The following is a 25068-nucleotide window of genomic DNA, read 5'->3' on the forward strand; positions in this document are numbered from 1 at the left end:
GCCTCCTTTCTCAGTTGGGAATGCGGCGCGGCGTCGTTGCCAGCACCGGCGCTCCTTGATGCATGCCCGCAGTGTACCGCAGCTTCCTTGACTGGTCGGCCACAAGGCGTTGACAAACGGGCGGTGCGCCCCAACCAATCGATGAGGGCGAAGATAATTTTCGACAATATACTAGTAGGTCGGGAAGTCTTGGCACTCATGTTCAAACGCGCGATCGCATATCTCTCCGTGATCTTCGCCATCTTCGCGCGAGACGTGAAGCGCGTTGTGCGCAACCCCGTGGCGCTCGTCATCGTGCTGGGCATGATCGCGATGCCGTCGGCCTACGCCTGGTACGTGGTGGTGGCGAATTGGGATCCCTACAGCAACACCGCCGCCATGAAGGTGGCCGTGGCCAACGAGGACGCTGGCTGCGACAGCCCCGAGGCGGGGCGGCTGGACGTGGGGCGCAGCGTGGTGGATCAGCTGCACGACAACCATGACATGGGCTGGGAATTCACCGATCGCGAAAGTGCCATCAACGGCGTCTACGAGGGAAAATACTGGGCGGCGCTTGTGATTCCCGAAGATTTCAGCGAAGACTTCGCCAGCGTGCTCACCGGAGATTTCACCCAGCCCACGCTGGAGTACTACGTGAACGAGAAGCCGTCGTCCATCGCGCCAAAGGTGACCGATGCGGCGGCTGCGGCTGTAGAGCGATCTATCAACGAGAGCTTCGTGAAAACCGTGGCGGAGAAGGTGGTGGGAACCACCCAAAAGACCGGTGCGGCTGCCGAGGGCAAGGGCGATGCCGCTGAGAGCAGCTTGACCAGCGGCATCAGGAGCGCGCACGACACCATAGCCGAGACGCGCTCCACCTTAGGCGAGCTCGTCGGCACCGTAAACGGCACCCGCGAGGCGGCCCGTCGCGCCGACGGCACGCTCGCCGGCCTGCAGGGCGACGTGCCCCATCTGCTGGAGGCCGCCGGTCAATCGAAGAAGCTGCTGGCCAGCGTGCGGAGCACCGCGAACACCTACGGAACCGCGCTTTCCCAGGAAGCCACCGACGGCGCGCTGCAGCTTTCAGCCGCCGCCACCCGAACACAGCGCGCGCTCGGCACCGTAAGAGGAGACGTGGCAGCCGCCGAGGCGGCCACGCGAGCGGCACTCGCCGCAGCCGAGACGCTGCTTGCCGACAACCAGACGCTCGTGGACGATCTGGCAGCGCAAGCCGGTGCGGCCGGCGCCGACCCCGCCGTGGCCCAGGCGCTCGCCGAGGCACGCTCCGCCAACGAGCGCCTGACCGCCACCGCAGGCGCCCTGCGCACCGCCAACGACAACCTGGCCGCCACGGCCTCCGCGCTGGAAGACGAAGCCGATGCGCTCGACAAGGCCGCTGGCGAGGGGGCCGATGCCGCCCGCGCCACCGCGGGCACGTTCCAGAGCAGCGTGCTGCCCGACCTGACGAACAGCCTCGATGCGCTGGTAGAGGCCTGCGGAACCCTGGAAGGGGCCCTGCGCGGCCTGTCCCCGTCCCTTGACCAGGCTCGCTCACTGCTCGCGGAACTGGAGAGCACGCTGAAATCTTCGCAGGCCTCGCTAGCGACCACCTCCGATTCCCTGGCCACCATGGAGGACAACCTCGCCCGCTCGCTCACCGACCTTACCTCCCTGCAGAACTCCGCGGCCGTGAAGAGCCTGGCAGAATATCTGAAAGCCGATCCCGCCGAGATCGGCAGCTTCATGGCGGCGCCCGTGGCCCTGGACACGCAGCTTGTGTACCCCGTGAAAAACTATGGCAGCGGCGTGGCGCCCTTCTTCACGAACCTGGCATTGTGGGTGGCCGGCTTCATTCTCATGGCCGTGGTGAAGCTGCGGGTAGATCCGGAGGGGCTGCCGAAGTTCACCGCTGTGCAGGCCTACTTCGGGCGCTGGCTGTTCTATGTGGTGTGCGGCCTGGCCATGGGGTTCGTGTGCTGCGCGGGCGACCTCGTGCTGGGCATCCAATGCGAGAGCCCGGCGGCCTTCATCGGGGCGGGCCTGCTCACCGTGTTCGTGGACGTGAACCTCATGTTCGCCCTGTCCTACGCCTTCCGCCACATCGGCAAGGCCGTGGCCGTCATCCTGCTTATCGTGCAGATTCCCGGCTCATCGGGCATGTTCCCCATCGAGATGATGCCCGACTTCTTCCGTTTCATCCACCCGATGCTGCCCTTCACCTACTCTATCGATGCCATGCGCGAGGCCATCGGCGGCTTCTACGGGCTGGACTACTTATACGACATGCTCTGGCTGGGGCTCCTGTTCGTGCCGCTCGGCTTCTTCATCGGTTTGGTGGTGGGCCGCTCCGATTTCAACCTGAACCTCATGTTCGACGAGAAGCTCGGCGCCACCGACCTGCTGCTGGCCGAGCCGGTCACTCCCGCGGCAAAGGCCGCCGCCAAGGGCCGCGGGCGCTTCCGCACGCGCACCCTCATCCGCGCGCTGCTGAACGCCGACGATCTCCGACGGACGCTCACCTTACGCGCCGAGCGGTTCCGTCGCCGCTACCCCGTGCTGCGCCGCATCGGATGGGCCGCCCTCATAGCGCAGCCAGTTGTCACCTTCACCATTATGGTGCTGGTGCATGCCGACGTGAACACGCGGGTGATGATGCTCATGGCCATGGTGGCGGGCATCATCGCCGTGGATGCCTACCTCATTGTCATCAGCTATCTGGACGCCAGCATCGCCCGCCAGCTGGCCCTGGCGAACCTGAGCGCGGCCGACCTGCAGGAAAGGGCCTCGCAGGCGGTAGGCATTTCGCCAGCCACCCTGCGAGAAGGAGACGGCGAATGCTCTGACGGAGCGAGCTCCGAGAGCGTCGAAACAGCCCCGTGGGCCGCTTCGACGAGCGAGAGCTGTCTGAGCGAATCGGAATGCCCGGCGGCTCGTTCCCGAAAAAGCCGCAAAGGTGGCGATTCCGCATGAGAATGATCTGGGAAATCTTCTCCGGTGACGTGCGGAACCTGTTCAAGAACGTCATCGCCGCCATTGTGGTAATGGGTCTGGCCCTCGTGCCGCCCATGTACGCCTGGTTCACGACCCTGGGCTTCTGGAACCCCTACGACAACACGGGCAATATCGAGGTGGCAGTGGCCTCTCAGGACGAGGGCTACGCCTCCGACCTGCTGCCGTCACGCATTAACGCCGGCGACCAGGTCATCGCGAAGCTGCGGGCCAACGACAAGTTCGACTGGCAGTTCGTCAGCGCCGATGAGGCCGTGGCGGGGGTGCGCTCGGGCGAGTACTACGCGGCCCTTGTCATCCCGAAGGAGTTCTCGGCCGACCTGATGACGGTGTTCTCCGACGACATCGCCGAGCCGAAGATCGTCTACTACGACAACGAGAAGGAGAACGCCATCGCCCAGCGCGTGACCTCCACCGGCGCAAATACCCTTCAGGAGACGATCGACGAGACCTTCACGGAAACGGTAGCGTCGGTGGCGCTGGATACCACGAGCAGCCTCACGTCGTTTATGAGCGGCGAGGGTATCCTCGCCTATGCGCAGAACCTCACGGATCGGCTGGATGAGGCCATCGGCGAAGTGGAGGCGGCTGCCGATCAGGCCGGGGCCTATGCCGATCTGGTAGGCTCCACCGACTCGCTCGTGGCGGCCACCGGCTCCATCTTGAAGGAGGCCGCCGACGCGCCGGACGAGACGGCGCCTTTGGTGAGCGAGGCGCGCGACGGCCTGGCAGACGCCCAGATGGGCCTGGCCAGTGCTGCAGATGCGGCGCAGAAGGCGCTCGACGGTGCCGATGCGAGCTACAACGCCGTGTCCCAAGCGGCCGATACCGCCTTCGACACTATGAAAAGCGACCCTGCGGCCGCCCGCGAGGTGCTCGCTGCCACCGCAAGCGATGTGCAGTCGCTGCAGCAGGCCTACCAGTCGATGCGCGATACGCTGGCCGCAGCCGATCCAAGCAGCCCGGCCCTGGCCGTCCTCGACCGGGTCATCGCGCAGCTAGAAACCTTGGAGGGAGGCCTGCAAGCCGCCGAGGCGGCGATCGGCAAGGACGCCGCTACGCTCGATGAGGAGCACCAAAAGGTGACCGATGTCATCGGGAAGGGGAAAGAAGCGCTCGATGCCTCGAAGGCCACCTACAACGATCAGCTGAAAGGCGAGCTCGAGAGCCTTTCAGCCAGTCTGCAGAAGGTGGGTGACGACACCTCGACCCTGGCAGCTTCCCTGCAAAGCACCGCCGCGGGTCTCGGCGACTCTACCGACTCCCTCGGAGCGAGCTTGCATGCGGCCGAGGACTCCCTGCGCAAAACGGCCGACACGCTGCGCGCCGCCGCCGGCCAGCTGACCCAGGCCCGCGACGATCTGCACCAGGCGCTGAGCGCCGGCGACATCGACGAGGTACGGCGCATCATCGGCAACAACCCGGCCGCTATCGCCCAATTCATCGCCGCCCCGACGAAGCTGGAGCAGCACACCGTGTACCCCATGGCCGACAACGGCAGCGCCATGAGCCCCTTCTATACGTCGCTGTGCCTGTGGATCGGCGCCATCTTCATGGTGGCGCTCATGAGCGCGACCGTCTCGCCGGCACGCCAGCAAGCGCTCTCGAAGAAGTTCGACCGTGCGCCCCGGCCCGCCGAGCTGTACCTCGGCCGCTACGGCGTATTCGGACTGATCGGCCTAGCCCAGGCGCTTATCGTGGGGCTCGGCAACGTGTTCTTCCTCGGCGTGGAATGCGAGCATCTGGTGCTGTACCTGGCCGCCTGCTGCCTGGCTTCCGTGGTATTCACGAACCTCGTGTATACCCTTACCGTCAGCTTCGGCAACATCGGCAAGGCCATCGCCATCATCGGGCTGGTGCTGCAGCTGGCCGGCTCCGGCGGCCTCATGCCCGTGCAGATGCTGTCGGCGCCGCTGTTCGATGCCATCTACCCCTGGCTGCCCTTCGCCCATTCTATGCCCGCGCTGGAAGGAGCCATGGCCGGCATCTACGGCAACCAGTACCTCGTACAGATGGGCCTGCTGGCCGCCTTCCTCGGACCGAGCCTCATCCTGGGCCTCGTCCTGCGCCGCCCCGTCATGCACCTGAACGACTGGGTGCTCGCCAAACTGGACGAGACGAAGTTCCTGTAGATCGTGCAGTCCTAGCCGCAGTGAGCGTGGGCTATCAGATCGGCCATCTCGACAGCGGTCTTCGTGGCGATATTGGCCTGGGCAGCGAGCTTCTTATCGTGGGTGACCAGGTAACGCGCCTTGCAGAGCTCGCAGGCGGCGAGCACCGAGCCGTCCTCGTAGTCGGAGGTGATTTCGCGATAGTGCCGGGTCAACCACGCTGTCCGATCGTCCATGGGAATCGAGACCGCCAAGTCGGTCATGTGCTCGACGCACTGCCAGGCGAAGTCGTTGATGGAACGCGCCGTGCTCTCGTCGACAACGCCGCCGTTTTCACGCGTAAGCTGCTTCACGTGCTTCCCTAAAATGTAGAACACATCTTTCACCGCGTCAGCGGGAATAGACAAATTGGCACTGTACTTCTCGGCTGTATTAATGAATTGAACAGCCGGCTCATGAAGCGGTCGATCAGGGAGATAAAAGTCAGCCCAGATATTCTTGTCAACGACAATGGAATTCTCGCCAATCATCACCAAATCCCCCTTTCGACCATCTTCTCCATCTGTGCCTCGTACACCAATTCCCTCAGTTCCTCGTTCGTTTCCGCATAATGTGAAAGCCCGTGGGAAATACCGAGAGAATTGTAAAAGTCCCTGGTCTGTGCTTGGAAGTCTAAGATCGCTTGGACTCGCTTCTCGCCTTCGCTCACGGAGGCATCCTGCTCCGAACCGACGAGCGACTGCAGCAGGCTCTCCGACTCGTCGTCGTAGCGAGCGGCGCACTCGTAAAGCCGCCGCATGGCGTCTGACGGCGTGATGCCAAGACGGGCAAACCGCTCGTCGCCCCGCCGTTTTAGCTCCGCATCGATACGAAAGTTCATCTGCGCATTCGGCATAGGCCCTCCCTTGCTCGATATTGATAGCAGTATAGCATAGAATCTTCCCGATGTCGCTACGCCAAGGGAACCGCCGAAAAAACGGTGCGCGAGCCCGGGGGGGGACTCGCGCACCGCTAAGGGAAGGCTTTGGAAACCGCCGGGCTTGCGCCCCGGGCCATCACCAAGCCGCAGGGCCGGGGCGTCTCGGAGCCGCGGGGGTCGGATCGTCGCTAGGCGCCGGTCACGTAGGCGTGGGCGGTCTGGGCCGCGGTACGGGCGCTGTTCACACCGTGGCAGGTCATAGAGCCGTTGATGTCGATGCCGTACATATTGTTGTACAGCATGCCGCCGTCGGCACCCACAGCGAACAGATTCGGGAAGGCCTGGTCGCGGCCGGGTTTCTTCACGCGGAACTGACGGTCGGTCTTCACGCCGCCGGAATACAGGCCCTCTAAGGCGCCGCGGATGAGGGCGCAGTAGAACGGCGGGTTCTCAATGGCCATGAGGTATTGGGCGTCCTTACCGTAGTCCTCATCCACGCCCTTGGCCACCATCTCGTTGTACTGCTTCACTTGAGCCAGGAACAGCTCCCTATCAACTCCCATGACATCAACGAGCTCCTCCAGAGTGTCGGCCTGGTAGGCATCATCTCCCGACGCCACCATATCGGCCCACAGCTGAGCGCATTCCTCGTCGCCGTCCATCATGGCCTCCAGAATCTTCGCATCGTAGATGGCCCAGCAGGTGCCGCCGGCTAGGCGCACTGGCACGTTCTGCAGCTCGAAGTTGTGGGTGTAGGTGGAGCAGGCCTCGTCGGAGAAGCGCTCGCCGTGAATATCGACCCACAGGCTCGGGCCGCCCCAGCACAGCTTGTCCCAGATGGGGCCCCAGGGGCCGGCCGAACCGATGATGTTGGTACAGCCGAACGCCGGAGCGCCGTGCTCGATGCCGCCAGCCTTGATCATCATGGTCACGCCGTCGCCATAGTGACCGGGGGTGCCAATGATGCGGATGTCGGACAGGTCGATGCCGAGCTTGGCCATGCGGTCCTCGTCCTCGCCGAAGCCGCCGGTGCCCACGATGACGGCCTTCGCGTTGATCTTGATGGTGTCGCCGTAGGTATCGGTGGCATACACGCCGGCCACGGTACCGCCCTCGCCGAGGATAATCTCGCGAGCGCGGGTATTCAGACGCAAGTTCACGCCGTATTCCGCCAGCTTCTTCTTCATGAAGGGGAAGTACCCGATGCCGGCCGCACCGCCCTTGTAGACGTAGTCGAAGCTGAACTCGGCGCGGTAGCGGCCTTCCTTGTACATGGCCAGGTACGCCGGATCCAGATCCTCCACGGCCTCGTACTGCACGCCGCAGTCGATGAGCCATTGCACGTTCTCGGCTGCGTGGCTGATCATATCGCGGATGAACTGCTGGTTCACCGTGTAAGACTGGGCGTCGGCCTCGTAGCGCACCATCTCGCCGAGCGTGGCCTCTCCCGAATTGGGATGCAGCCCGTAGGCGTTGGTGCACTCCACACCAGTGCCGTTACCGCCGAGAGCCGACTGCCCCTCGATGAGCAGCACCTTATCGCCCAACTCGCCAGCCTGCACCGCTGCCGCAACACCGGAGAAGCCGCCGCCCACAACCAGGATGTCGCAGGAAATCTCCTCGGTGACCCGACTCGCCCAGTCTTCCTCTTCCTCCTCGGCGGCCAAGGCGCGCTCAGGGGCGGCCACGCCCGCCAGGGCCATCGCTGCGCCAGCCACACCAGCTCCGAACAGGAAGTTCCTTCTCGTCAACTCTGCCATGGTATATACCTCTTTTCGATTGAAGCGTTTGGTTTACATGAACGGGGCAGATCCGGCAGTGCCGGCACGCCTCGTCGTCGGCGATTCCGGGCAAACGGCGCCCGATATTCCGACCTGAGCGGCTACTTGAAGTCGCCGTCGGCGTAGGTGATGGTCTGCCCGTCGACTACCGCCTCCAGGGCATCGATGCGGTACATGTTGTCGGTTACGTTCTCGTGGGTTGCCGCAATCTCAGCGCCAGCAAATTCGGTGACGGTCACCTTCATGGTGATGCTCTCGATATCGAAGCCGGTCAGCTCCTCGAGCGAGGCCAGATAATCAGCGAACCGGGCGTCGTCGCTCGAGATGGTCAGGGGGCTCTCGTCGGCCGTCACATCCCAATCGACGAGGGTCATCTCGTTGGTGGCCGTCTTCACCAGGGTCTTGGTGGTCATGGTAACCGGATCGGTGCTCGCCATGGACGTGCCGCCCTCCGAAGGCTCGGCGCATCCCGCCAGCATCCCAGCGGATAAGGCCGCAACCAGCGCCAGCGTGCTCAGCAGAGCCGTTTTCCTACCTGTCAGTCCTCTCATGATGATCCTTCCTCCTTGGTCTGCCGCCCCCTCCATTCGGCTCATGCGAGCATGGGCGACACCGCTATTGAACGCCAAGGAGGCTGGAAGGATTTCGCCCCCAACGGGTGTTTTTCGCCATAATCACCCGATTGTAATGAGGCTTACCGTCCGCTCTGGGCGGGGACGGCGGAGCTATCGGCAGTATGCACCAGATCGAGCAGCTCTTGACGGTCGTGCACGTCGAGCTTCGTATAGATATGCCGGATGTGGGTCTTCACCGTATTGGCCGAGATGCACAGATGGTCGGCAATATAGGGACCGCTACGGCCGGCCACAAGCAGGGAGAGCACATCCACCTCGCGCGTTGAGAGGAAATAGCGGTCCGCAATCGCATCGAGCGCCGTCGGCAGGGTCATGCCGGAGGCATCGGGCTCCCCGGATAAGGGGAGCGGCGCGCACCGCTCGTCGGGGCCGGAGCCTCCGGCAGCCTCATCATCCGCAGCGAATCCGTAGTCGTTGCCGCCAAGATTCTCCACCACGCCGCGATCGCGCAGCAGCAAATACATGACCAGGAGCATGACGACAACGCCCAAGCCGGCATTTGCCACCGCGACAACTTGGGGAGTGCCGCCCCAGGGGATGAACGTTCCCAGCAGAATTCCCAGCTGATCCACCGCCTGCACCACACACACGGTACGCAGCACGGGAACGCCGCTGCCGTGGTTCATTCCCACGATAAGCGCCCAGATGAGCAGATCGAAACAGACGTAGCCCGCCAGGAACAGCAGCTGCATCGCAGGTACAGCCGCCGCCGCGCTCACGATAAGGCTCGCGGCCATAATGAGCAAGGCGGCGCTGAAGATAGACTGCGGCCGCCACGAATAGCGCACATACCCCACGAGAACCGCGGCGCTTACTACCGCACGTACCACCAACCCGCTGTAGGCGTCGAAGGGCCCGTTGCCCGTTACCTCGATAGTCTGGGCGTTCACCATGCCAAAGGCTGCCGTAACCGCCAATACGACGAGCAGAAAGGTGCGATTTACTCCCCAAGGGCGCGCAGAAGGCCGTCGCGGAAGGGGCCCGACGGGACGCAGCACGCCGGCAAGCGAGGTGCGGTTGGCCGCCCGCGCCAGATACACGCTGAAACTGAGAGACGAGAGCAGGGGCAGCGCGGCAATGAGCACGATAGACGCCCCCGGCACCAGAAACACCGCCAGCAAAATGATCACGATGTTCATGGGCAGCGCGGCGGCAATGTGAATGAGGGCGTTCGTCGTTCCCTGGCAGGTGGCCACCGCGCCCACCACAGCGATGCCGACGCCCTCGAACACGCCCACGACAACACCGGCGGCGATCAGCGCCAGCGGGGAAGACGCAGCAGCGCCCGCGAACAACAGCAACGTGCCGCCCGTTCCCGTCGCGAATGCGAGAGCCGCGAAACCGCGCACACTCACCAGCGTCTGGCGTAGCCGCGCGCTCACCGCCGCGATGCCCAGCACCACGACGCTCGTCGCGAACGACACGGCCATGGGCTCCATGGGCATTTCGGCGCCAGCAGCCCAGAAGACCGCAGGACCGAACACAACCACGTCGAGCCACGACCAGAAAAACGACGACACCAGCAACGCCGCCGGGGAAATGTTCCCGACGAACCGATTCAGTAGCTGTTCCACAAGCCCTCCCCTTGCAGCAGTCCCCTTGAGCTCGCGTCCTAGTCGCGCTCCCCCGGCTGGCGGACGGAAATCTCCTGGGACTTCACCGACACGCGGGAATTGGGGGGCACCGAGAAGGTGACGAAGGTGGAGCCGGCGATGACCGAGCCCTCGCCGATGACGGTCTCGCCGCCGAGCACGCTGGCGTTGGAGTAGATGGTCACGTTGTCCTCGATGGTGGGGTGGCGCTTCACGCCGGCCAGGCGCTGGCCGCCGCGGGTGGAAAGGGCTCCCAGGGTAACACCCTGGTACAGCTTCACATGCTCGCCGATGACGCAGGTCTCGCCGATAACCACGCCCGTGCCGTGGTCGATGAAGAAGTAGTCGCCGATGGTCGCGCCGGCACCGATGTCGATGCCGGTGGACGAATGGGCGATCTCGGTCATCACGCGGGGGATGATGGGCACGCCCAGCTCATAGAGCACGTGCGCGATGCGGTACACGTAGATGGCGTACAGGCCCGGGTAGGTGAAGATGACCTCCTCCTTGGAGCCCGCGGCCGGGTCGCCGTCGTAGAGCGCCTGCACGTCAGTGAGCAGCGTGCGCTGAATCTCGGGCAGGGCGTCGAAGAACTTCGTGCAGATGTCGGCCGTCTGCTGGCAGATGGTGTCGGAGGTGCAGCCGCCGCACAGGTGGTTGCCGCTGCCGATGAGGTCGTCGCGCTCGTCGGAGGTGTAGGTGAGCGCCAGAATCAGCTGTTGGCGCAGCACGCTCTCGATATCGATGAGGGTCTGGCCGATGAAGTAGCTGGGGCTCGTGGAGGGCGAAAGCATCTCGGGGCCGAAGTAGCCGGGAAACAGCACGCGGCGCAGCTCGGTGATGAGCCCCTTGATAGCCGTGCGGCTGGGGAAGCGCCGTCCCGGCTTCGTGAAGAAGATCTCGTCCGCCTCGTAGTTCTTCTCGATAGCGGCGACGATGCGCTCCAGGTTGTCTCCGAACATAGGGCCTCCTCGCAGATCGGCGGCACGGGCCGCCTTCCCAGGCGGCCGTCCGCGGTTTTCGATAGGATAGCAGAAAGGCGACGGTTCGCCGCTGAACACAGCGGCCGGGGGCGAAAGGGCTACTATCGAAGGCAAAGATACTAGATGCTCGTTCGACGCCGAATCGCAGCCCGCGCACCTGGCGTCTTTGCCTCGCACGGAAGCCGGCCATGCGGCTTCCCAAGCCAAGCAGCCCCGTTGCCTTCGCTCGCCGGGGCTGCTTGCATTTTCACGAGACCTACTTCCCCTCCTCGCAACCGCAATCGCACTGCTTCTCTTCCACGCACTCGTGCTGGCCGCTCGGCCCATCGCCGCAGTACACGGCGCGGTCGGGGTTGCCGGCCAGATAGGCGGCCATGGAGTACTGGGTGATGTCGCTGCGGTTGATGATGCCCACGATGTGGCCCTCTTCCAGAACCGGCACCTTCTTCAGGTGATTCTCGGCCAGCACGCGGCACACGTCGGTCAGGTTCGCGTGCACGCTCACACATATGGGGCTCGCAGCACCGATCCCGCTGGCGCGCATCTGCATCACCTTCGCCAGCTTCTCGTCGTAGCCCTCTTCGTCGGGAACCGTGCGGTTGATGAGCACGATAGGATCGGTAAACGAGCTACGGCGCGGGCTCAGGCGCTTTAGAATGTCGCCGTCGGAGATGAAGCCCACCGGCTCTCCCGAAGCGTCTACGATGGGGGCCGCCGAGATGTTCTTCTCCACGAACAGGCGCATGGCCTCTTCCACGGTAGCCTCCTGGGAGAGCGAGTACACGTCGGTCTTCATGATGGAGGTGAGCAGCGACTTGCGCGTGCCGCCCTCATCCACGGCCGCCTCCTCGCCGGGCTTGTCCTTCACGAACATAATGGTCATGACCAGGCCCACCAAGCACAGCAGCGTGCACACGAGGAACGCCGCGTTGATGCCGAGCATGGTGCCCTGGGCCGCGCCGAGGCCCGGCGTGGCGAAATTCTGCACCTGGGTGGATACGGCGATGATGATGGCCGTGCCGAGGGAGCCCGCCACTTGGCGCAGGGTGTTGTTCACCGAGGTGCCGTGGTTCATCACCTTGTTGTCCAGGGCATTCATGCCCCAGGTGGTAATGGGCATATTCACGAGAGCCATGGAGAACATGCGCACGGTGTACACGATCGTGAGGTAGATAATGCTCGACGTGAGGTTCAGAATGGCGAAGGCGAAGGTGGTGAGCGTCAACAAACTCATGCCCACGATGGCCATGCGACGCGGGCCGTGGCGGTCGAACCACTTGCCGGCGATGGGGTTCATAACGCCCATGAGGATGGCGCCGGGCATGAGCACGAGGCCCGACACCGTAGCCGACAGCCCGTGGAGCGACTGCACGTAGATGGGCATGAGGATGCCGGCCGCCAGCAGGGCCCCCTGCACGAGCATGCCGATGATGGTGCCGATAAGGAAGCGGCGGTTCTTCAGTACATCAACCCGCAGCATGGGGTGGGGCAGCCGCGTCTGGCGGATGAAGAACCACACCACCCCGACGATGCCGACCGCGGTGGTGGCCACGGGCACCAGGGTCAGTCCCGCCGAGCCCAAGGCCGAGAAACCGTAGAGCATGAGCCCGAAGCCCAGGGTAGATAGAACCAGCGACAGCGGGTCGAGCACCGAATCGCCCTTGTTCGCCGGGGCCTTGTTGTCCACGAGGAACAGCGATGCCGCAATGATGACGAGCGACAGCGCGAAGATGATGTAGAACAGGATGTGCCAGTCGGCCTGATCGATGACGAAGCCCGCCACCGTGGGGCCGATAGCCGGCGCGAAAGCGATCACAAGGCCGAAGATGCCCATGGCCGATCCGCGGCGATCCACGGGAAACACCAGCATGAGCACGGTCATAGTCACGGGCATGAGGATGCCGGCGCCCATGGCCTGCACGAGACGACCGCCCAAAAGCACCGGGAAGTTCGGGCCGACGCCCGCCATAAGCGTGCCGACAGCAAAGGTGGCCATGGAGAACACGAACAGCTTGCGCGTGGAGAAACGATCCTGCAAAAATGCCGTGATGGGAATCATGATGGCGTTCACCAGGGTGAATCCCGTGGTGAGCCATTGGGCCGTGGACTGGTCGACGGCCATTTCCACCATGATGGACGGCAGCGCCGGCGTAACCAGCGTCTGGTTCAACACGGTAACGAAGGCGCCGAACACCAGCACCGCCAACATCAGCCATTCCTTGCGGGACAGTTTCATCTTCTACCTCGTCTGCTACTCGTCTCTTGCGCGCGCTTCGCCATATGCGTTCTGTGGGGCCGGCCTACTGTACCACTGCAAGGCCCCGCGTCGCCGCGAACCGCGCCGAACGGTTGCGGGGCTGGCAACTTGCCCGCAGTCCTTTGGGAGCTCTGACTTAAAAGCCGAACCGAAGCGCCAGAGGACGGAAGGGCCGCGACCAGGCGGGAGAAAAGCAACAACACTATGAAAGTTCACGGTAAAGCGGTGTCAGTTCAGCGGATGCGGCGGGAAATCGCCTAGGATATGTCCCGTAATTTAGTCGACGGATAGGGGCTCTTCCAAAAGGGAAGCGGCCTGAAATCCACCGAAAGGGTGCATGACGGTATGTATACCGCACTTTGCTTGTTGCTCGTTGTCCTGTTCCTGCTGATGAACGCGTTTTTCGTTGTGGCCGAGTTCGCGCTGGTGCGCGTGCGCCGCAGCCAGATCGATATGGCCGTGGCCGAAAAGCGCCGCGGGGCCGAGGCGGCCCGCGATGTGACGACCCACATCAACGCCTACCTGTCCGCCTGCCAGCTGGGCATTACCCTGGCCTCCCTGGCCATCGGCTGGCTCGGCGAGCCGGCCGTGTCCGCCGTGCTGGAAGGCCCGCTGCTGGCCCTGGGCCTGCCCGAAGCCGCCATCCATCCCATCTGCGTGGCCGTGGGCTTCTTCATCGTGACAGCCCTGCACGTGGTGGTGGGCGAACTCATCCCCAAATCCTTCGCCATCTTCTCCACCGAGAAGTACGCCCTGCATACCGCCGGGCCCCTGCGCGTGTTCTACCGCATCACCTACCCCATCATGGTCATCTTCAACGGCGTGACCAACGCTGTGATGAAACTCTTCGGCCATGATCCGGCCGACGAGCACGAGGTGTACACCGGCGACGAGATCAAGCTACTCATCGACGAGTCCACGGAGAACGGCCTTATCGACCCCGAGCAGAACGAGTTCGTAGACAACATCTTCGATTTGGGTGACAAGGACGCCGAGGGCATCATGACCCCCCGCACCGACGTCATCTGCCTGGACACCGAGGACACGCTGGAGGAGAACCTTGATCTCATTCGCCAGTACAAGTACTCCCGCTACCCCGTGTGCCACGGCTCGAAGGACCACATCGTGGGCTTCGTGCACACCAAGGACCTCGTGGACACAGCGCTGGACACGCCCATGAGCGAGTGGAACGTTCGCGAGCTGCCCGCCGTGCCCGAGAGCATTCCCATCGCGAAGCTGCTGGAAACCATGCAGGAGCGCTGCACGAAGATCTGCGTGGTGGTAGACGAGCACGGCGGCACGGCCGGCATCGTCACCATGAGCGACATCATGGAGCAGATCGTGGGCCGCATCGACGACGAGTACGTCCACGACACCGACGACGACGTGGAGGAGCTGCCCGACGGCACCTACCAGATCAACGGCACCCTGGCCATCAACGACCTGGTGGAGCTGCTCGGCTTCGAGCCCGAGGAAGCCGACGAGGTGGAAACGGCCGGCGGTCTGCTGCTGAAGCTGTTCGACCGCATTCCCGCCGAGGGCGACGTGGCAGTGCTGGAGCATCGCGGCACCAAGGTGACCTTCACCGTGCTGTCCATGGACCGTCTGCGCATCGACCGCATCTGCATGGCCATCGACCGCCCCGACGAAGAGTAGCGGGCGGCCCCGAGAGCTTCGTATCCGGGCGGTCTTCGGGCCGCCCTTCGACCGAGCGACGGCCCCATGTATAATGTCCCCGTATGATCGAGGGCCACAACAAGGAGGGACATACCGTTGCAGCGCAATCACGGGCGGTGGCTCGGCAGAAATCTCCTGATAGCTGTGGCGGGTATCTCCGCCCTTCTGGCGGCCCAGTCATTTGAGGCGCCCTGCGAGATTTCCTGGTATCTTCCCCTGGGACAAGGCAGCGTACCGGCGACCATTGTAGACGTAGCCGTCGCCTCCCTCGTTTCTTGCGCTTTGATCATCGCGGGCAACCGAGGGGGACGCGCACTCGCGAGTGTTCCCCTCGCCATAGCAAGTGCCTCATGCTGCCTAATGGGCCTGGCCATGCAAGGCACGGGAGAGCCCCTCTCCATCTTTGGACTCATCCTCATGTCTGCCGGGGGAACCGTTCTTCTCTTCTGCTGGCTGGCGGCAGTCTGTGCCCAGCGCGATATCGGCATTGCCGAGCTGATGATAGAGGTCGAGGTGCTCGCATCGGCGGCGGCGATTCTCCCCTCGCTTCTGCCTGCGTCATGGTGCCAAGTCCTCGCCGGCATGAGCGTGGCAGCCTCTGCGGTGGCACTTTGCCTCATCCAGCGACCCGCGCCTTCCGCATCGGAGGCCGAGCGGTCTTTTACCCTCGAGCCGTCTTCGCTGGCGAAAATCCTCTGCAGCTTCTTTGTTATCGGACTGGTGGTGGGATCCTTGCAGTACTCGGTCTTCCTGCAGCAGGCAGAAGGCGAGATGTTCCCCGTCATCATTACCGCTATATCGCTCGCACTCGTGCTCTGGCTCTTTAACCGCGGGCGAGACTTCAATCTGTCGGTATGGACGAAAGTGGTTGCGACCCTTTCGCTGGTCGCTCTTATCTTAGTGCTGTTCTCATCGACTCTCACCTACCTTGCCTACGTGTTGGCCGGCATCGCATACTCTCTTTTGGAATGCGGCGCCCTCTACATGGGATTGCTCCTGGGGCGGCTGTATCCTGGTACTCGTGTGAGAATCTTAGCCACTGCCTGGTGTGTGGGGACTTTAGGGTCCCTCCCCCTGCTGGCTTCCGCTTTTTTCGGACCCCACATCGCAAGCAGGGTCGCCATGCTCTTCATGGCCCTTCTGCTCGTCGTGGCATCCATTTGGATTCTGGAGGATCGAACCATGTCGCTGCTGTTGTCCGCAAGCGGCGGCGCGAAGCTCACCTCGCTCTCGGGTCGTCCCCTTGAATCATTCAGCGACAGCATGGGCCTGACTACTCGCGAACGCGATGTATTCAATCTCTATATCGTCGGACGAAGCGCCCCCTACATTGCAGAGAAGCTCGTAATCAGCGAGAGCACGGTGAAATCTCACCTGCAGCACATCTACACCAAATGCGGCGTCCATTCGCGCCAAGAGCTTATCTCGCTCGTTGAAACGACCTCGAAGGAATAAACCGCCTGGTCAGATGGTTGTCGTACTTTTCGTATAGGGTGCTTTTTCTTGTATTTCATACGTTTCTCCTGTTTTCCACGGCTTCTCAATGCGGTGACATAGGTGCTGTCCTGATACACGACAAAAGGAGGGTACCGTGACGATGAAGGATTTTGGGAAGAAGGGAACGCTCAGCCGCCGAAGCTTTTTGGCAGCGCTCGGGCTGGCGGGCGCTTCAGCTGCCGGCGCAGGCCTCGCCGGCTGCGCCCCGAAGCAGCCAACCGAGGCAGCTGGCGACGACCAGACCGCCCTCGCTGACACTGGCACCCTGGTGGAAACCGACATCCCCGAGGACAAGATTATCGAGACGGTTGATTGCGACGTGTGCGTGGTCGGCCTGGGCGTGGCGGGGGTAGGAGCCCTGCGTTCTGCCGCTGAAGGAGGACTCAAGGTAGTCGGCGTCGAGAAGGGCAGCAAGCCCAGTGCTCGCTCGAACATGTTCGCCGCCTTCGGCACCGAGAAGACGCGCTCCATCGGAATCGAGGACATCAGTCCCACCGAGGTGGCCAACGAGCTCATGACGCAAATGTCGCATCGCGCAGACTATCGCATAACCACGAAGTGGCTGAAGAACTGCGGAGAGGCTTTCGAGTGGTACACCTCCGCATACGACGGACTCCTGTGGCTCGGCATGGAAGACGAGCTTCCCGAAGATCCTAGCCAGTTGTTCGTCTGCGCCGATACGCTCACGAGCGGCATCTACCGCTTCGGCATCGACCATGAGCGCCTCTTTGCCGGATGCTGCTGCATCAGCGGAGGAGACGAGACCCATACGCCCATTCTGCAGGCCAATGTCGATGCAGCCGTGGCCACCGGCAACGCGCAGGTGCAATTCTATTCGCCAGCCGTGAAGCTCGAGACTGCTGACGGCCAGATAACCGCCGTGATCTGCCGCAATGATGAGGGCGAGGGCTACACGCGCTATCGTGTCTCCAAGGGCGTGGTGCTCGCCACGGGCGGCTATTCCCACAACGAGAAAATGCTGGGGCAGTATGCTCCGTGGATTCTGAAGAACCAGGACAAATTCCTGTTCTCATACGAGGTGACGGATCACGACGGCAACCCCGCCGATACCGGCGACGGCCAGCAGATGGGCATGAACGTCGGCGGCCACCTGGACGTGGGACCCCATGCGGTAATGGCTCATATCCTCCAGTTCGGCCAGGAGTTCTTCCTGCAGGTCAACGAGCACGGCGAGCGCTTCACCAACGAGGACCTCAGCATGACCAATATCGCTAAGGTCATGCAGAACCAACCAGGCAGCAAGGTTTTCCAAATCATAGACAGCCATTGGCCCGAGCAGTACCCGATGCTTGACGTGATCATGGCAAATATTCGCAGCTACGGCGACGGAGAGGGCTTTTCGGCCCAAGCCGACACGCTCGAAGAGCTCGCCTCTCAGCTGGAACTCAGCGCCGATGCCACCCAGAATTTAACCGCAGCGGTCGCGCGCTACAACGAGCTGTGCGAAAAAGGGGTCGATGAGGATTTCGGCAAGGCAGCAGAGAAGATGTTCCCCGTGGTCGATCCTCCCTTCTACGCGATCACCTACGATATGCTCAAGCACACGTCGGTGGAAGATGTGAGCTGCATGCGACTGCTCGTTACCATGGGCGGCCTCGTAACCGACGACAATGCTCGCGTGCTCAACGACGACATGGAGCCCATTCCCGGCCTGTTTGCCGTTGGCAACGTGCAAGGCGGACGCTTCGTGGAGGACTACCCCTTCACGTTGTCGGGAGCCAGCCACGCCGCGGCCCTCACCTACGGGTATCTGACGGGCAAATATCTCGCCGAGCAGGCTTAAACGGCGCCATTTTGGCGCGCGGGACCCTCAGAATTTTCCGCGCGCCAATCGATCCCTCTGGCCCAAACAGTAAAGAACCCCGGCCTGGGCAAAGTGCCGGGGTTCTCCCTTTTCCGCTGACTGGTTCCACTATCGAAAAGCGTAAGCCGCCGGAGTAGCTCCCCTTGAGGGCCATCAGAATTCTAGGACTCCTCCCCGATAAAACGCATGGCGCTCTTCCAGGTGATGGCCTCAAACTCCTCGGGGGTGAAGGGCATGGCCGCCAGCATGCGATACTCAGAGGCGGGGCTCCACATAGGGAAATCGCTGCCGAACATGACACGGTCGGGCCCATAGGCACGCACCAGTTCCACCGTGCGACGGGGCCCGAGGAACTCCAGGGCGCTGGAGGTATCCACGAAGCAGTTCTCGTTTTCCAGGTACTCCAAGGCATAATCGAAGATGGACCAGCCGCCGAAGTGGGCCGCATCCACCTTCAGGCGCGGGAACGTGCGCAGAATACGCTGCAGCCGGCGCGGGTGCGAGTAGTCGTAACGGTAATCTCCCGTGTGGATGACGATGGGCAGCCGGCCCTCGATCACCTCGTACAGCCGCATGAGCCGCGGGTCGTCCATATTCACCATCTGAGTATCGGGATGAATCTTCACGCCTTTCAAGCCCAATTGAATAGCGCGGTCGATCTCCCCTTCTACGTCCGCATAGTCCTGGTGCATAGTGGCAAAGCCGATGAACTCGGGATGCATGAAGCACTGATCGGCAATGAACGTGTTGATGGTCTCCACCTGACCGGGAGACGTGGCCACCGAGTGCACAATATGATGGGTGATAGGCGTACCCTCGCAGGCTGCGAGCAAAGCCTCGGACGAGGCCACAGGCGCAGCCATATCCACATGATAGAAATCGCCGACGGCATCCGACGCCTTTGAGGCGATCTTCGCGGGGTAGATATGGGAATGGGCATCAACAACCGGCATGGGAGACATCCTTCGACGCGAGCCTTATTTTCCCTATTGTAAGGAAGGGAGAGCTGCGGAAAAATGACCAACCTGCTCATTCTGTTGCCAAAATCAGCGAACGGCACTAGGAAAACCAAATGGCGGAGGAGGAGGGATTCGACGCGCCTTCGCCTTCGGCGAACTCGCGGGGGCCTCGCTCCGCTCGACCCGAAACTGCCCACTGGGCAATTTCGCCTTCGCAGGGTTCGAATCCCCGACCACTTAGCGACCACTCGGGCCAATTGCGTACCATTTGACCAGGTAAAACTGGCGGAGGAGGAGGGATTCGAACCCTCGTCACCGGGGTTACCGGTGAAACGGTTTTCGAGACCGCCGCATTCAACCACTCTGCCACCCCTCCGCATGGGGTGATGCGCCATGATGGGGCGCTATAGCGAAGCGAGCCTTAACGGCTCGCGAATTAACTCTGGCGGAGAGGCGGGGATTTGAACCCCGGATACGCTTTTGGCGCATACACGATTTCCAATCGTGCTCCTTCGGCCAGCTCGGACACCTCTCCACATAGCCTTGCTTCGCACAGGCGAAGTGTTTAAGAAGTATAGCGCAGCAGCGCCGCCCACTCAAGAAGTTTTTTCATCACCATCGATGAAACAAAAAGAGCGCCCGCCACAACTCGGCGGACGCTCCGTTCGGAACAATAGAAGGGAGGGTTACTCGGTCGCGCCTTCCGCAGGCTGCTGGGAGGCACCGCTGCCAGCTGCATCGCCATCAGCGGCATCTCCCTCGGCGGCCTGCTGGCCGTCTCCCTGAGCGCCGTTCTCCATCTGCTGGGCAGCCTCGTCAGCTTCTCCCTCGGCGCCCTCGGCGCCCTCTTCAACACCCTCGGCCACGGGGGCTTCGGCAGTACCATCGCTTTCGCCCTGAGCCGCATCGTCGCCGCTATCGCTTGCAACCGGATCGATGTCAACCGGGTTGCCATCCTCGTCAACCGCCGTAATGCCCGTGCCGTCGTCCTTCGACTCGTCCTTCGGGAAGTTCGCCATATCGACGTAGTAGGGAAGCCCCTCGGGCATATCGTTCACCTTGATATCGGCGGCCTCGCGCTGGCCCTCGAGCCATGTGTAGTAGGCCTGGCTGTCGTTCTGGGCCTCGCTCATAGAGCGCACTGCCTCCTGGAACTCCTCGGGAAGGTCAGAGAGTTTCTCCAAGGTTTCCGGGGCCTCGTACACGTCCGTGCACTTGATGATGTGGATGCCGTAGCTGCTGGTCACCAGATCGGACACCTCGTCCTTACCCAGCTCCTTCAAAGCGGTAGTGTATTCGGTCACCAGGTTGTTCAGGCTGTCCCAGCCCACGTTGCCGCCATCGCCCGAAGTGCCGGTGTCCTTCGAGTACTCTGCTGCAGCGGCGGCAAAATCGAGCTCGCCGGACTTGATCTTGGCGAGCACCTCTTTGGCAGTGGCCTCGTCGCTGGCGTCGAATAGGATGTGCGAGCTCTTTCGAGAGCCGTCGTAGCTAGTCTTGTAGGTCTGGGCCAGGGTAAGCAGATCTTCGTCGGTCGGCTCGGCGGCATCTTCAGCCACCTTCTCCTTCAGCAGCTGGGTTTCCAGCGTGAGGGCGATGTTCTCGCGGTACTGCTCTTCGGTCATGCCCACCGAGTTGAGGGCATTCGCCCAAGCCTCGTCGGAGTCGTAATTGGCACGCATGGAGTCAACGTACTGGCTCACTTCGGCCTCATCGGCGTGAATGTCCAGACTCTCGCTCCCCTGCTTCACCAGCTCCTGATCAACGTATCCGTCGATCATCTCCTTGCGAACGCTCTCGGGGGTGTAGTCGTTCTCGGCCAGCCACTCGCCCCAGGCTTGCTCCTCGGTCAGACCCATCTGGGCACGAATGTTCTCCACTGCTGTGGTAATCGTGTCTTCCTGAATCTCGGTGCCGTTAACGGTAGCGGCCACGCCGCCCGTATAGGTAGAACCGGTGCCGTCGGTGCTCGCCTCAGAACAACCGGCAACGCCAACGGTGCACACAGCGGCCAGTCCGAACACGGCAATCGACTTGGCAAAGGACAGCTTCTTCATACATACCTTCCCTCTAGGCGACTGGAACTGCCAGCTTCGTTTCGCGCCTGCGTTTTGACACAGTTCCAGATGATTTCGAACCGCATTTTCCCATGCAAGGGCGCAAGGTAACAACCGCCGCACAATTTGCCCACTTTTGATTCACGGTTCGTCAATTACAAAAATGACAAACCCCACGTCAATGCTGAGTAAATGACATGGGGATTGTCAGGTAATTCCAGATTTGTGCGACCCGCGGGCCGAACCAAAACGACTACTTCTTCGAGGCCTTCTTGCGGTCGGTGGCAGAAAGCAGGCGCTTGCGCAGGCGAATGGACTGCGGGGTCACCTCCACCAGCTCGTCGTCCTCGATGTACTCCAGGGCCTCTTCCAAGGTGAAGGTGATGGGAGGCGTCAGCTGAATGGCCTTGTCGGCAGAACTGGAGCGCTGGTTGCCGAGAGACTTCGTCTTCTCGACGTTCACCACCATATCGCCTTCTTTGGCGGACTCGCCCACGATCATGCCCTCGTAGCACTCATCGCCCGGGCCCACGAACAAACGCCCGCGCTCCTGCAGGGTGTCCAGAGCGTAGGCCACGGCCTTGCCCGTGGACATGGCGATCATGCCGCCGTTCTTGCGACCGGCCATCTCGCCGGAATAGGGGCCATACTCCTTGAAGTGGTGGAACAGCATGGCCTCGCCGCGGGTGGCATTCAGAATACGAGTCTTCAGACCCATGGTGCCGCGGGAGGGAATGCGGAAGGTGAGGTGCGTCATGGTCTCATCGGAAGACATGTCCTCCATGATGCCGCCGGCGGTGCCCATGACCTCGATGGCCTTGCCCGCGTACTCGTTGGGCACGTCCACCGTGGCTTCCTCGATGGGCTCCAGCTTGCTGCCATCGGCAGCAGTCTTGTACACCACGCGGGGGCGCCCCACCTGGAACTCGAAGCCCTCGCGGCGCATGGTTTCCATGAGCACCGACAGGTGCAGCACGCCGCGGCCGGCCACCTCGATGCCGGTCTTGTCCTCCAGCTCGTTGATGCGCATGGAGATGTTGCTCTCCTTCTCGCGCATGAGACGTTCCTTCAGCTGGCGGCCGCCCACGATCTCGCCTTCGCGACCCACAAGCGGGCTGGAGGAAGCCTCGAAGACAACGGCCATGGTGGGCTCTTCCACGGCGATGGGGGCCATTTCCACCGGGTTGTCGGGACAGGTGATGACGTCGCCGATATCGGCATCCTCGATACCGATGACAGCCACGATGTCGCCGGCGTCGGCAGCAGTCACTTCAGCCTTGCCGAGATTCTCGAACGTGTACACCTTGCGGATCTGGGCGCGGCGCTCGGTGCCGTCGGCCTTCACCACGAGCACCTGTTCCTTCTCGTGCAGCGTGCCGCTGACCAGGCGGCCGACACCGATGCGGCCCTCGTAGCTGGAATGATCCACCGTGCACACCTGCAGGGCCACCGGGCCATCGACGTCCACCTCGGGAGCGGGAATCTCGGAGAGGATGGTGTCCAGCAGCGGCACCATGTCCATGTTGCCGTCATCGGGGGCCAAGCGCGCGTAGCCGTTCACAGCCGAGGCGTATACCACGGGGAAGTCCAGCTGCTCGTCGGTGGCACCCAATTCCACCATGAGGTCGAACACCTTGTCCACCGCGCCTTCCGGATCGGCGTTGGGGCGGTCGATCTTGTTCACCACCACCACGATGCGCAGGCCGCGCTCTAGAGCATGGGACAGCACGAAGCGGGTCTGGGGTTTGGGGCCCTCGTAGGCATCAACGATGAGCAGGGCGCCGTCGGCCATGTTGAGCACGCGCTCCACCTCGCCGCCGAAGTCGGCATGGCCCGGCGTGTCGATAACGTTGATCTTCACACCCTTGTAGTTGATGGAAATGTTCTTGGAGAGGATGGTAATGCCGCGCTCGCGCTCCTGATCGTTGGAGTCCAGCACGCGCTCTTCCACCTGCTGATTGTCGCGGAACACGTGCGACGCCCACAGCAGGCGGTCCACCAGGGTGGTCTTGCCGTGGTCAACATGGGCGATGATGGCAACGTTGCGGATGTTCTCTTGCTTCATAAATCTTCTTTCCTATTCGTTTTAAGGCGGAGAAATTATAGCGCTTTGCGGGGACTATCGGGGATGACTGCCGCAGACGGCACGGGGACGACAACCGCGGGCGACCGACGTCAGACAACCGGGCGCGGCGGCTAGGCCCGCGAGAAAGCGTTCGGGCCAACGGGCAGGAAGGGGAAACGGCTATTCGTCGAGCAACGCTTCGTACTCCTTGCGCTCCTCGGTCAGCTTTTCCAAGTGGGCGTTTAGGGTGTTCAAGCTCTTCTGGGCCCCCACTGCCTGCACGATGCCCCAGATGGTAGCCGGTATGGCAATAGCCGCAATGAACCCGAAGATGCCGAAGGGACGGCGGATGGTGAAGAATGCGGCCACGGCGCCGATTCCGGCCATCATAAGACCGTTGCGCCGCTCGTCGGTAACCGTGTCGCGCTGGGCCACCAGCTGGGCGCGGGCAGCGGCGATGCCGGAGAGACGGGCCTTTATCTCGGCTTCGGTAACGTACTCCACCTCCACATCGCCTTCGGTTTCCGTCCACGAGCGAGCAGCTGCACCGGACGACGAGGACGAGGGCGACGAGCCGGAGCGCCGGGAACCCCGCGGGCCGCCGGAGCCCGAGCTGAGCAGGTCATAAGCCTCCTGCAGGCGCTTGAACTGCTCGGTAGCACGACTTTGCAGCTTTTCGTTGCCCGCGAACTTATCGGGGTGCAGAATCTGCACCGTTTCGCGATAGGCGATTTTGATATCGTCGGCAGTGGCATCATCTTCCAGGCCGAGTATGTGGAGCGCTTCGTTTCTGTTCATGCGGGCATCCTAGCACGGGTGAGGGAAGTCGGAAGAGGGCGCGGGGCATCCCGCAAGAAATGAGCGGATACAGCAACGCGCTGCAACGGGGAGCGCAGCGAGGCAGGGCGGCAGAAGCCGGAAACGCGGCACCGCCTCCTTCCACGAGCCTTCCAGCAACTGCACGAAGGGGCGGTATAATGGGCCGACCAACCACCCTTCCCTCGAAAGGACTGCCTTGAGCCGCCCCCTCGGCGTTACCGCGTTCAGCTTGAAGATAGCCGCTATCGTTGGCATGACCGCAAACCATATTGCCAACGTATTCGGCACACTACTGCCGGCGGGATCCATGGTGGCGCTCTACTCCCTCGGCGGCCTGACGTTCCCCATCATGGCTTACTTGCTGTGCGAAGGATACCGCCACACCTCCAACGTACGCCGCTACGCCATGCGGCTCGCTACGTTCGCTGCGATCTCGCAGGTTCCCTTTTCGCTTTTGTTCGGGGCGATGGGCAACGTGCTCGTCACGCTACTCATCGGGCTCGGTCTGCTTTGGGCAACCGATCACATACCCAACGTGGCCCTACGCGTTCTGACCATTGCCGCCGGCATCACCCTCAGTAGCCTATGCGATTGGGGCATCATCGGCCCGATTGTGATCCTGCTGTTCTGGCATTTAAACGATCGGCCGCGCGGATCGGCGCTCACTATGCTCGTGGCCGGCCTTGCCCTCGGGCTGCCAGCGCTCTCATGGGCCGTCACCGACCCCTCCGCCCTTTCTTTGGGAGTTCTCGGCTACTATACTGCCGGCTTCGGCCTGGCTACTATCCTCATCGCGAACTACAACGGGCAACGGGGCCGACCCATGAAGTGGTTCTTTTACGCCTATTATCCAGCTCACCTGCTGGCACTCTGGATCGCGAAGTTTCTCCTCGGCCTTTGAAG

17 protein-coding genes and 2 tRNA genes are annotated in these 25068 nt (G+C 62.4%); 6 read left to right on the top strand and 13 right to left on the bottom strand.

The genetic code is table 11. From position 1 onward, the window contains the following. Window positions 1-198: 198 nt before the first annotated feature. The gene (locus tag C811_RS12795; protein ID WP_022926617.1) at window positions 199-2949 is read left to right on the top strand and encodes a YhgE/Pip domain-containing protein; all 2751 of its coding nucleotides are present in this window, start codon (window positions 199-201) and stop codon (window positions 2947-2949) included. Beyond that, window positions 2946-5120, top strand: coding sequence for a YhgE/Pip domain-containing protein (locus C811_RS12800; protein ID WP_016310084.1), 2175 nt, complete (start codon window positions 2946-2948; stop codon window positions 5118-5120). The genes C811_RS12795 and C811_RS12800 overlap by 4 nt, the downstream gene beginning before the upstream one ends. Window positions 5121-5131: 11 nt before the next feature. Here the strand turns inward: C811_RS12800 and C811_RS16745 are convergent, their stop codons facing one another. The 7 genes from C811_RS16745 to C811_RS12830 all read right to left on the bottom strand — a co-directional run bounded on the left by C811_RS16745 (window position 5132) and on the right by C811_RS12830 (window position 13245). Next, window positions 5132-5452 (bottom strand): hypothetical protein, encoded by a 321-nt coding sequence (locus tag C811_RS16745; RefSeq protein WP_156997102.1) that lies wholly within the window; start codon window positions 5450-5452, stop codon window positions 5132-5134. Window positions 5453-5628: 176 nt separating this feature from the next. Next, entirely contained in the window at window positions 5629-5994 is a 366-nt protein-coding gene (locus C811_RS15990; protein ID WP_016310086.1) for a hypothetical protein, read from the bottom strand. Window positions 5995-6206: 212 nt separating this feature from the next. Then, entirely contained in the window at window positions 6207-7778 is a 1572-nt protein-coding gene (locus C811_RS12810; RefSeq protein ID WP_016310087.1) for an FAD-dependent oxidoreductase, read from the bottom strand. Window positions 7779-7900: 122 nt separating this feature from the next. Continuing rightward, window positions 7901-8350 (bottom strand): hypothetical protein, encoded by a 450-nt coding sequence (locus C811_RS12815; RefSeq protein WP_016310088.1) that lies wholly within the window; start codon window positions 8348-8350, stop codon window positions 7901-7903. A 143-nt stretch (window positions 8351-8493) separates the two neighbouring features. Further along, window positions 8494-10008, bottom strand: coding sequence for a response regulator transcription factor (locus tag C811_RS12820; RefSeq protein ID WP_016310089.1), 1515 nt, complete (start codon window positions 10006-10008; stop codon window positions 8494-8496). Between the two features lie 38 nt (window positions 10009-10046). After that, window positions 10047-10988, bottom strand: coding sequence for a serine O-acetyltransferase (locus C811_RS12825; protein WP_016310090.1), 942 nt, complete (start codon window positions 10986-10988; stop codon window positions 10047-10049). Between the two features lie 277 nt (window positions 10989-11265). After that, entirely contained in the window at window positions 11266-13245 is a 1980-nt protein-coding gene (locus tag C811_RS12830) for an MDR family MFS transporter (RefSeq protein ID WP_016310091.1), read from the bottom strand. A 366-nt stretch (window positions 13246-13611) separates the two neighbouring features. On the opposite strand from C811_RS12830, the gene C811_RS12835 reads away from it, so the two are divergent. From C811_RS12835 to C811_RS12845, 3 genes are all read left to right on the top strand, one after another. After that, a complete protein-coding gene (locus C811_RS12835; protein ID WP_016310092.1) occupies window positions 13612-14922 on the top strand; it encodes a hemolysin family protein in 1311 nt (436 codons plus the stop codon). 393 nt (window positions 14923-15315) lie between these two features. Then, entirely contained in the window at window positions 15316-16398 is a 1083-nt protein-coding gene (locus tag C811_RS12840) for a helix-turn-helix transcriptional regulator (protein ID WP_198010037.1), read from the top strand. A gap of 142 nt (window positions 16399-16540) precedes the next feature. Beyond that, complete coding sequence (locus tag C811_RS12845) at window positions 16541-18244, top strand: FAD-dependent oxidoreductase (protein ID WP_022926619.1); 1704 nt, start codon at window positions 16541-16543, stop codon at window positions 18242-18244. 182 nt (window positions 18245-18426) lie between these two features. Here the strand turns inward: C811_RS12845 and C811_RS12850 are convergent, their stop codons facing one another. From C811_RS12850 to C811_RS12875, 6 genes are all read right to left on the bottom strand, one after another. Beyond that, window positions 18427-19218, bottom strand: coding sequence for an amidohydrolase family protein (locus tag C811_RS12850; protein ID WP_016310095.1), 792 nt, complete (start codon window positions 19216-19218; stop codon window positions 18427-18429). A gap of 289 nt (window positions 19219-19507) precedes the next feature. Continuing rightward, window positions 19508-19600: transfer RNA gene (locus tag C811_RS12855), tRNA-Ser, on the bottom strand. A 67-nt stretch (window positions 19601-19667) separates the two neighbouring features. Beyond that, window positions 19668-19759: transfer RNA gene (locus C811_RS12860), tRNA-Ser, on the bottom strand. Window positions 19760-19910: 151 nt separating this feature from the next. Beyond that, window positions 19911-21281, bottom strand: coding sequence for a peptidylprolyl isomerase (locus C811_RS12865; protein WP_016310096.1), 1371 nt, complete (start codon window positions 21279-21281; stop codon window positions 19911-19913). A 253-nt stretch (window positions 21282-21534) separates the two neighbouring features. Next, the gene (gene typA, locus C811_RS12870; RefSeq protein ID WP_016310097.1) at window positions 21535-23346 is read right to left on the bottom strand and encodes a translational GTPase TypA; all 1812 of its coding nucleotides are present in this window, start codon (window positions 23344-23346) and stop codon (window positions 21535-21537) included. A 180-nt stretch (window positions 23347-23526) separates the two neighbouring features. Next, window positions 23527-24144: a J domain-containing protein gene (locus tag C811_RS12875; protein ID WP_016310098.1), complete on the bottom strand. Its 618-nt coding sequence runs from the start codon at window positions 24142-24144 to the stop codon at window positions 23527-23529. Window positions 24145-24361: 217 nt separating this feature from the next. Here C811_RS12875 and C811_RS12880 point away from each other — a divergent pair, with 217 nt between their 5' ends. Continuing rightward, window positions 24362-25066, top strand: coding sequence for a TraX family protein (locus C811_RS12880; RefSeq protein WP_016310099.1), 705 nt, complete (start codon window positions 24362-24364; stop codon window positions 25064-25066). The last annotated feature ends 2 nt before the right edge of the window (window positions 25067-25068 follow it).

The sequence above is a fragment of the Adlercreutzia caecimuris B7 genome, assembly GCF_000403355.2.
Lineage (GTDB): Bacteria > Actinomycetota > Coriobacteriia > Coriobacteriales > Eggerthellaceae > Adlercreutzia > Adlercreutzia caecimuris.

What these genes read in the sequence shown, in the direction of transcription:
- C811_RS12795 (WP_022926617.1), top strand. Translation starts at nt 199, where the DNA reads ATGTTCAAACGCGCGATCGCATATCTCTCCGTGATCTTCGCCATCTTC.
- C811_RS12800 (WP_016310084.1), top strand. Translation starts at nt 2,946, where the DNA reads ATGAGAATGATCTGGGAAATCTTCTCCGGTGACGTGCGGAACCTGTTC.
- C811_RS15990 (WP_016310086.1), bottom strand. Translation starts at nt 5,994, where the DNA reads ATGCCGAATGCGCAGATGAACTTTCGTATCGATGCGGAGCTAAAACGG.
- C811_RS12810 (WP_016310087.1), bottom strand. Translation starts at nt 7,778, where the DNA reads ATGGCAGAGTTGACGAGAAGGAACTTCCTGTTCGGAGCTGGTGTGGCT.
- C811_RS12815 (WP_016310088.1), bottom strand. Translation starts at nt 8,350, where the DNA reads ATGAGAGGACTGACAGGTAGGAAAACGGCTCTGCTGAGCACGCTGGCG.
- C811_RS12825 (WP_016310090.1), bottom strand. Translation starts at nt 10,988, where the DNA reads ATGTTCGGAGACAACCTGGAGCGCATCGTCGCCGCTATCGAGAAGAAC.
- C811_RS12830 (WP_016310091.1), bottom strand. Translation starts at nt 13,245, where the DNA reads ATGAAACTGTCCCGCAAGGAATGGCTGATGTTGGCGGTGCTGGTGTTC.
- C811_RS12835 (WP_016310092.1), top strand. Translation starts at nt 13,612, where the DNA reads ATGTATACCGCACTTTGCTTGTTGCTCGTTGTCCTGTTCCTGCTGATG.
- C811_RS12840 (WP_198010037.1), top strand. Translation starts at nt 15,316, where the DNA reads ATGCAAGGCACGGGAGAGCCCCTCTCCATCTTTGGACTCATCCTCATG.
- C811_RS12845 (WP_022926619.1), top strand. Translation starts at nt 16,541, where the DNA reads ATGAAGGATTTTGGGAAGAAGGGAACGCTCAGCCGCCGAAGCTTTTTG.
- C811_RS12850 (WP_016310095.1), bottom strand. Translation starts at nt 19,218, where the DNA reads ATGCCGGTTGTTGATGCCCATTCCCATATCTACCCCGCGAAGATCGCC.
- C811_RS12865 (WP_016310096.1), bottom strand. Translation starts at nt 21,281, where the DNA reads ATGAAGAAGCTGTCCTTTGCCAAGTCGATTGCCGTGTTCGGACTGGCC.
- typA (WP_016310097.1), bottom strand. Translation starts at nt 23,346, where the DNA reads ATGAAGCAAGAGAACATCCGCAACGTTGCCATCATCGCCCATGTTGAC.
- C811_RS12875 (WP_016310098.1), bottom strand. Translation starts at nt 24,144, where the DNA reads ATGAACAGAAACGAAGCGCTCCACATACTCGGCCTGGAAGATGATGCC.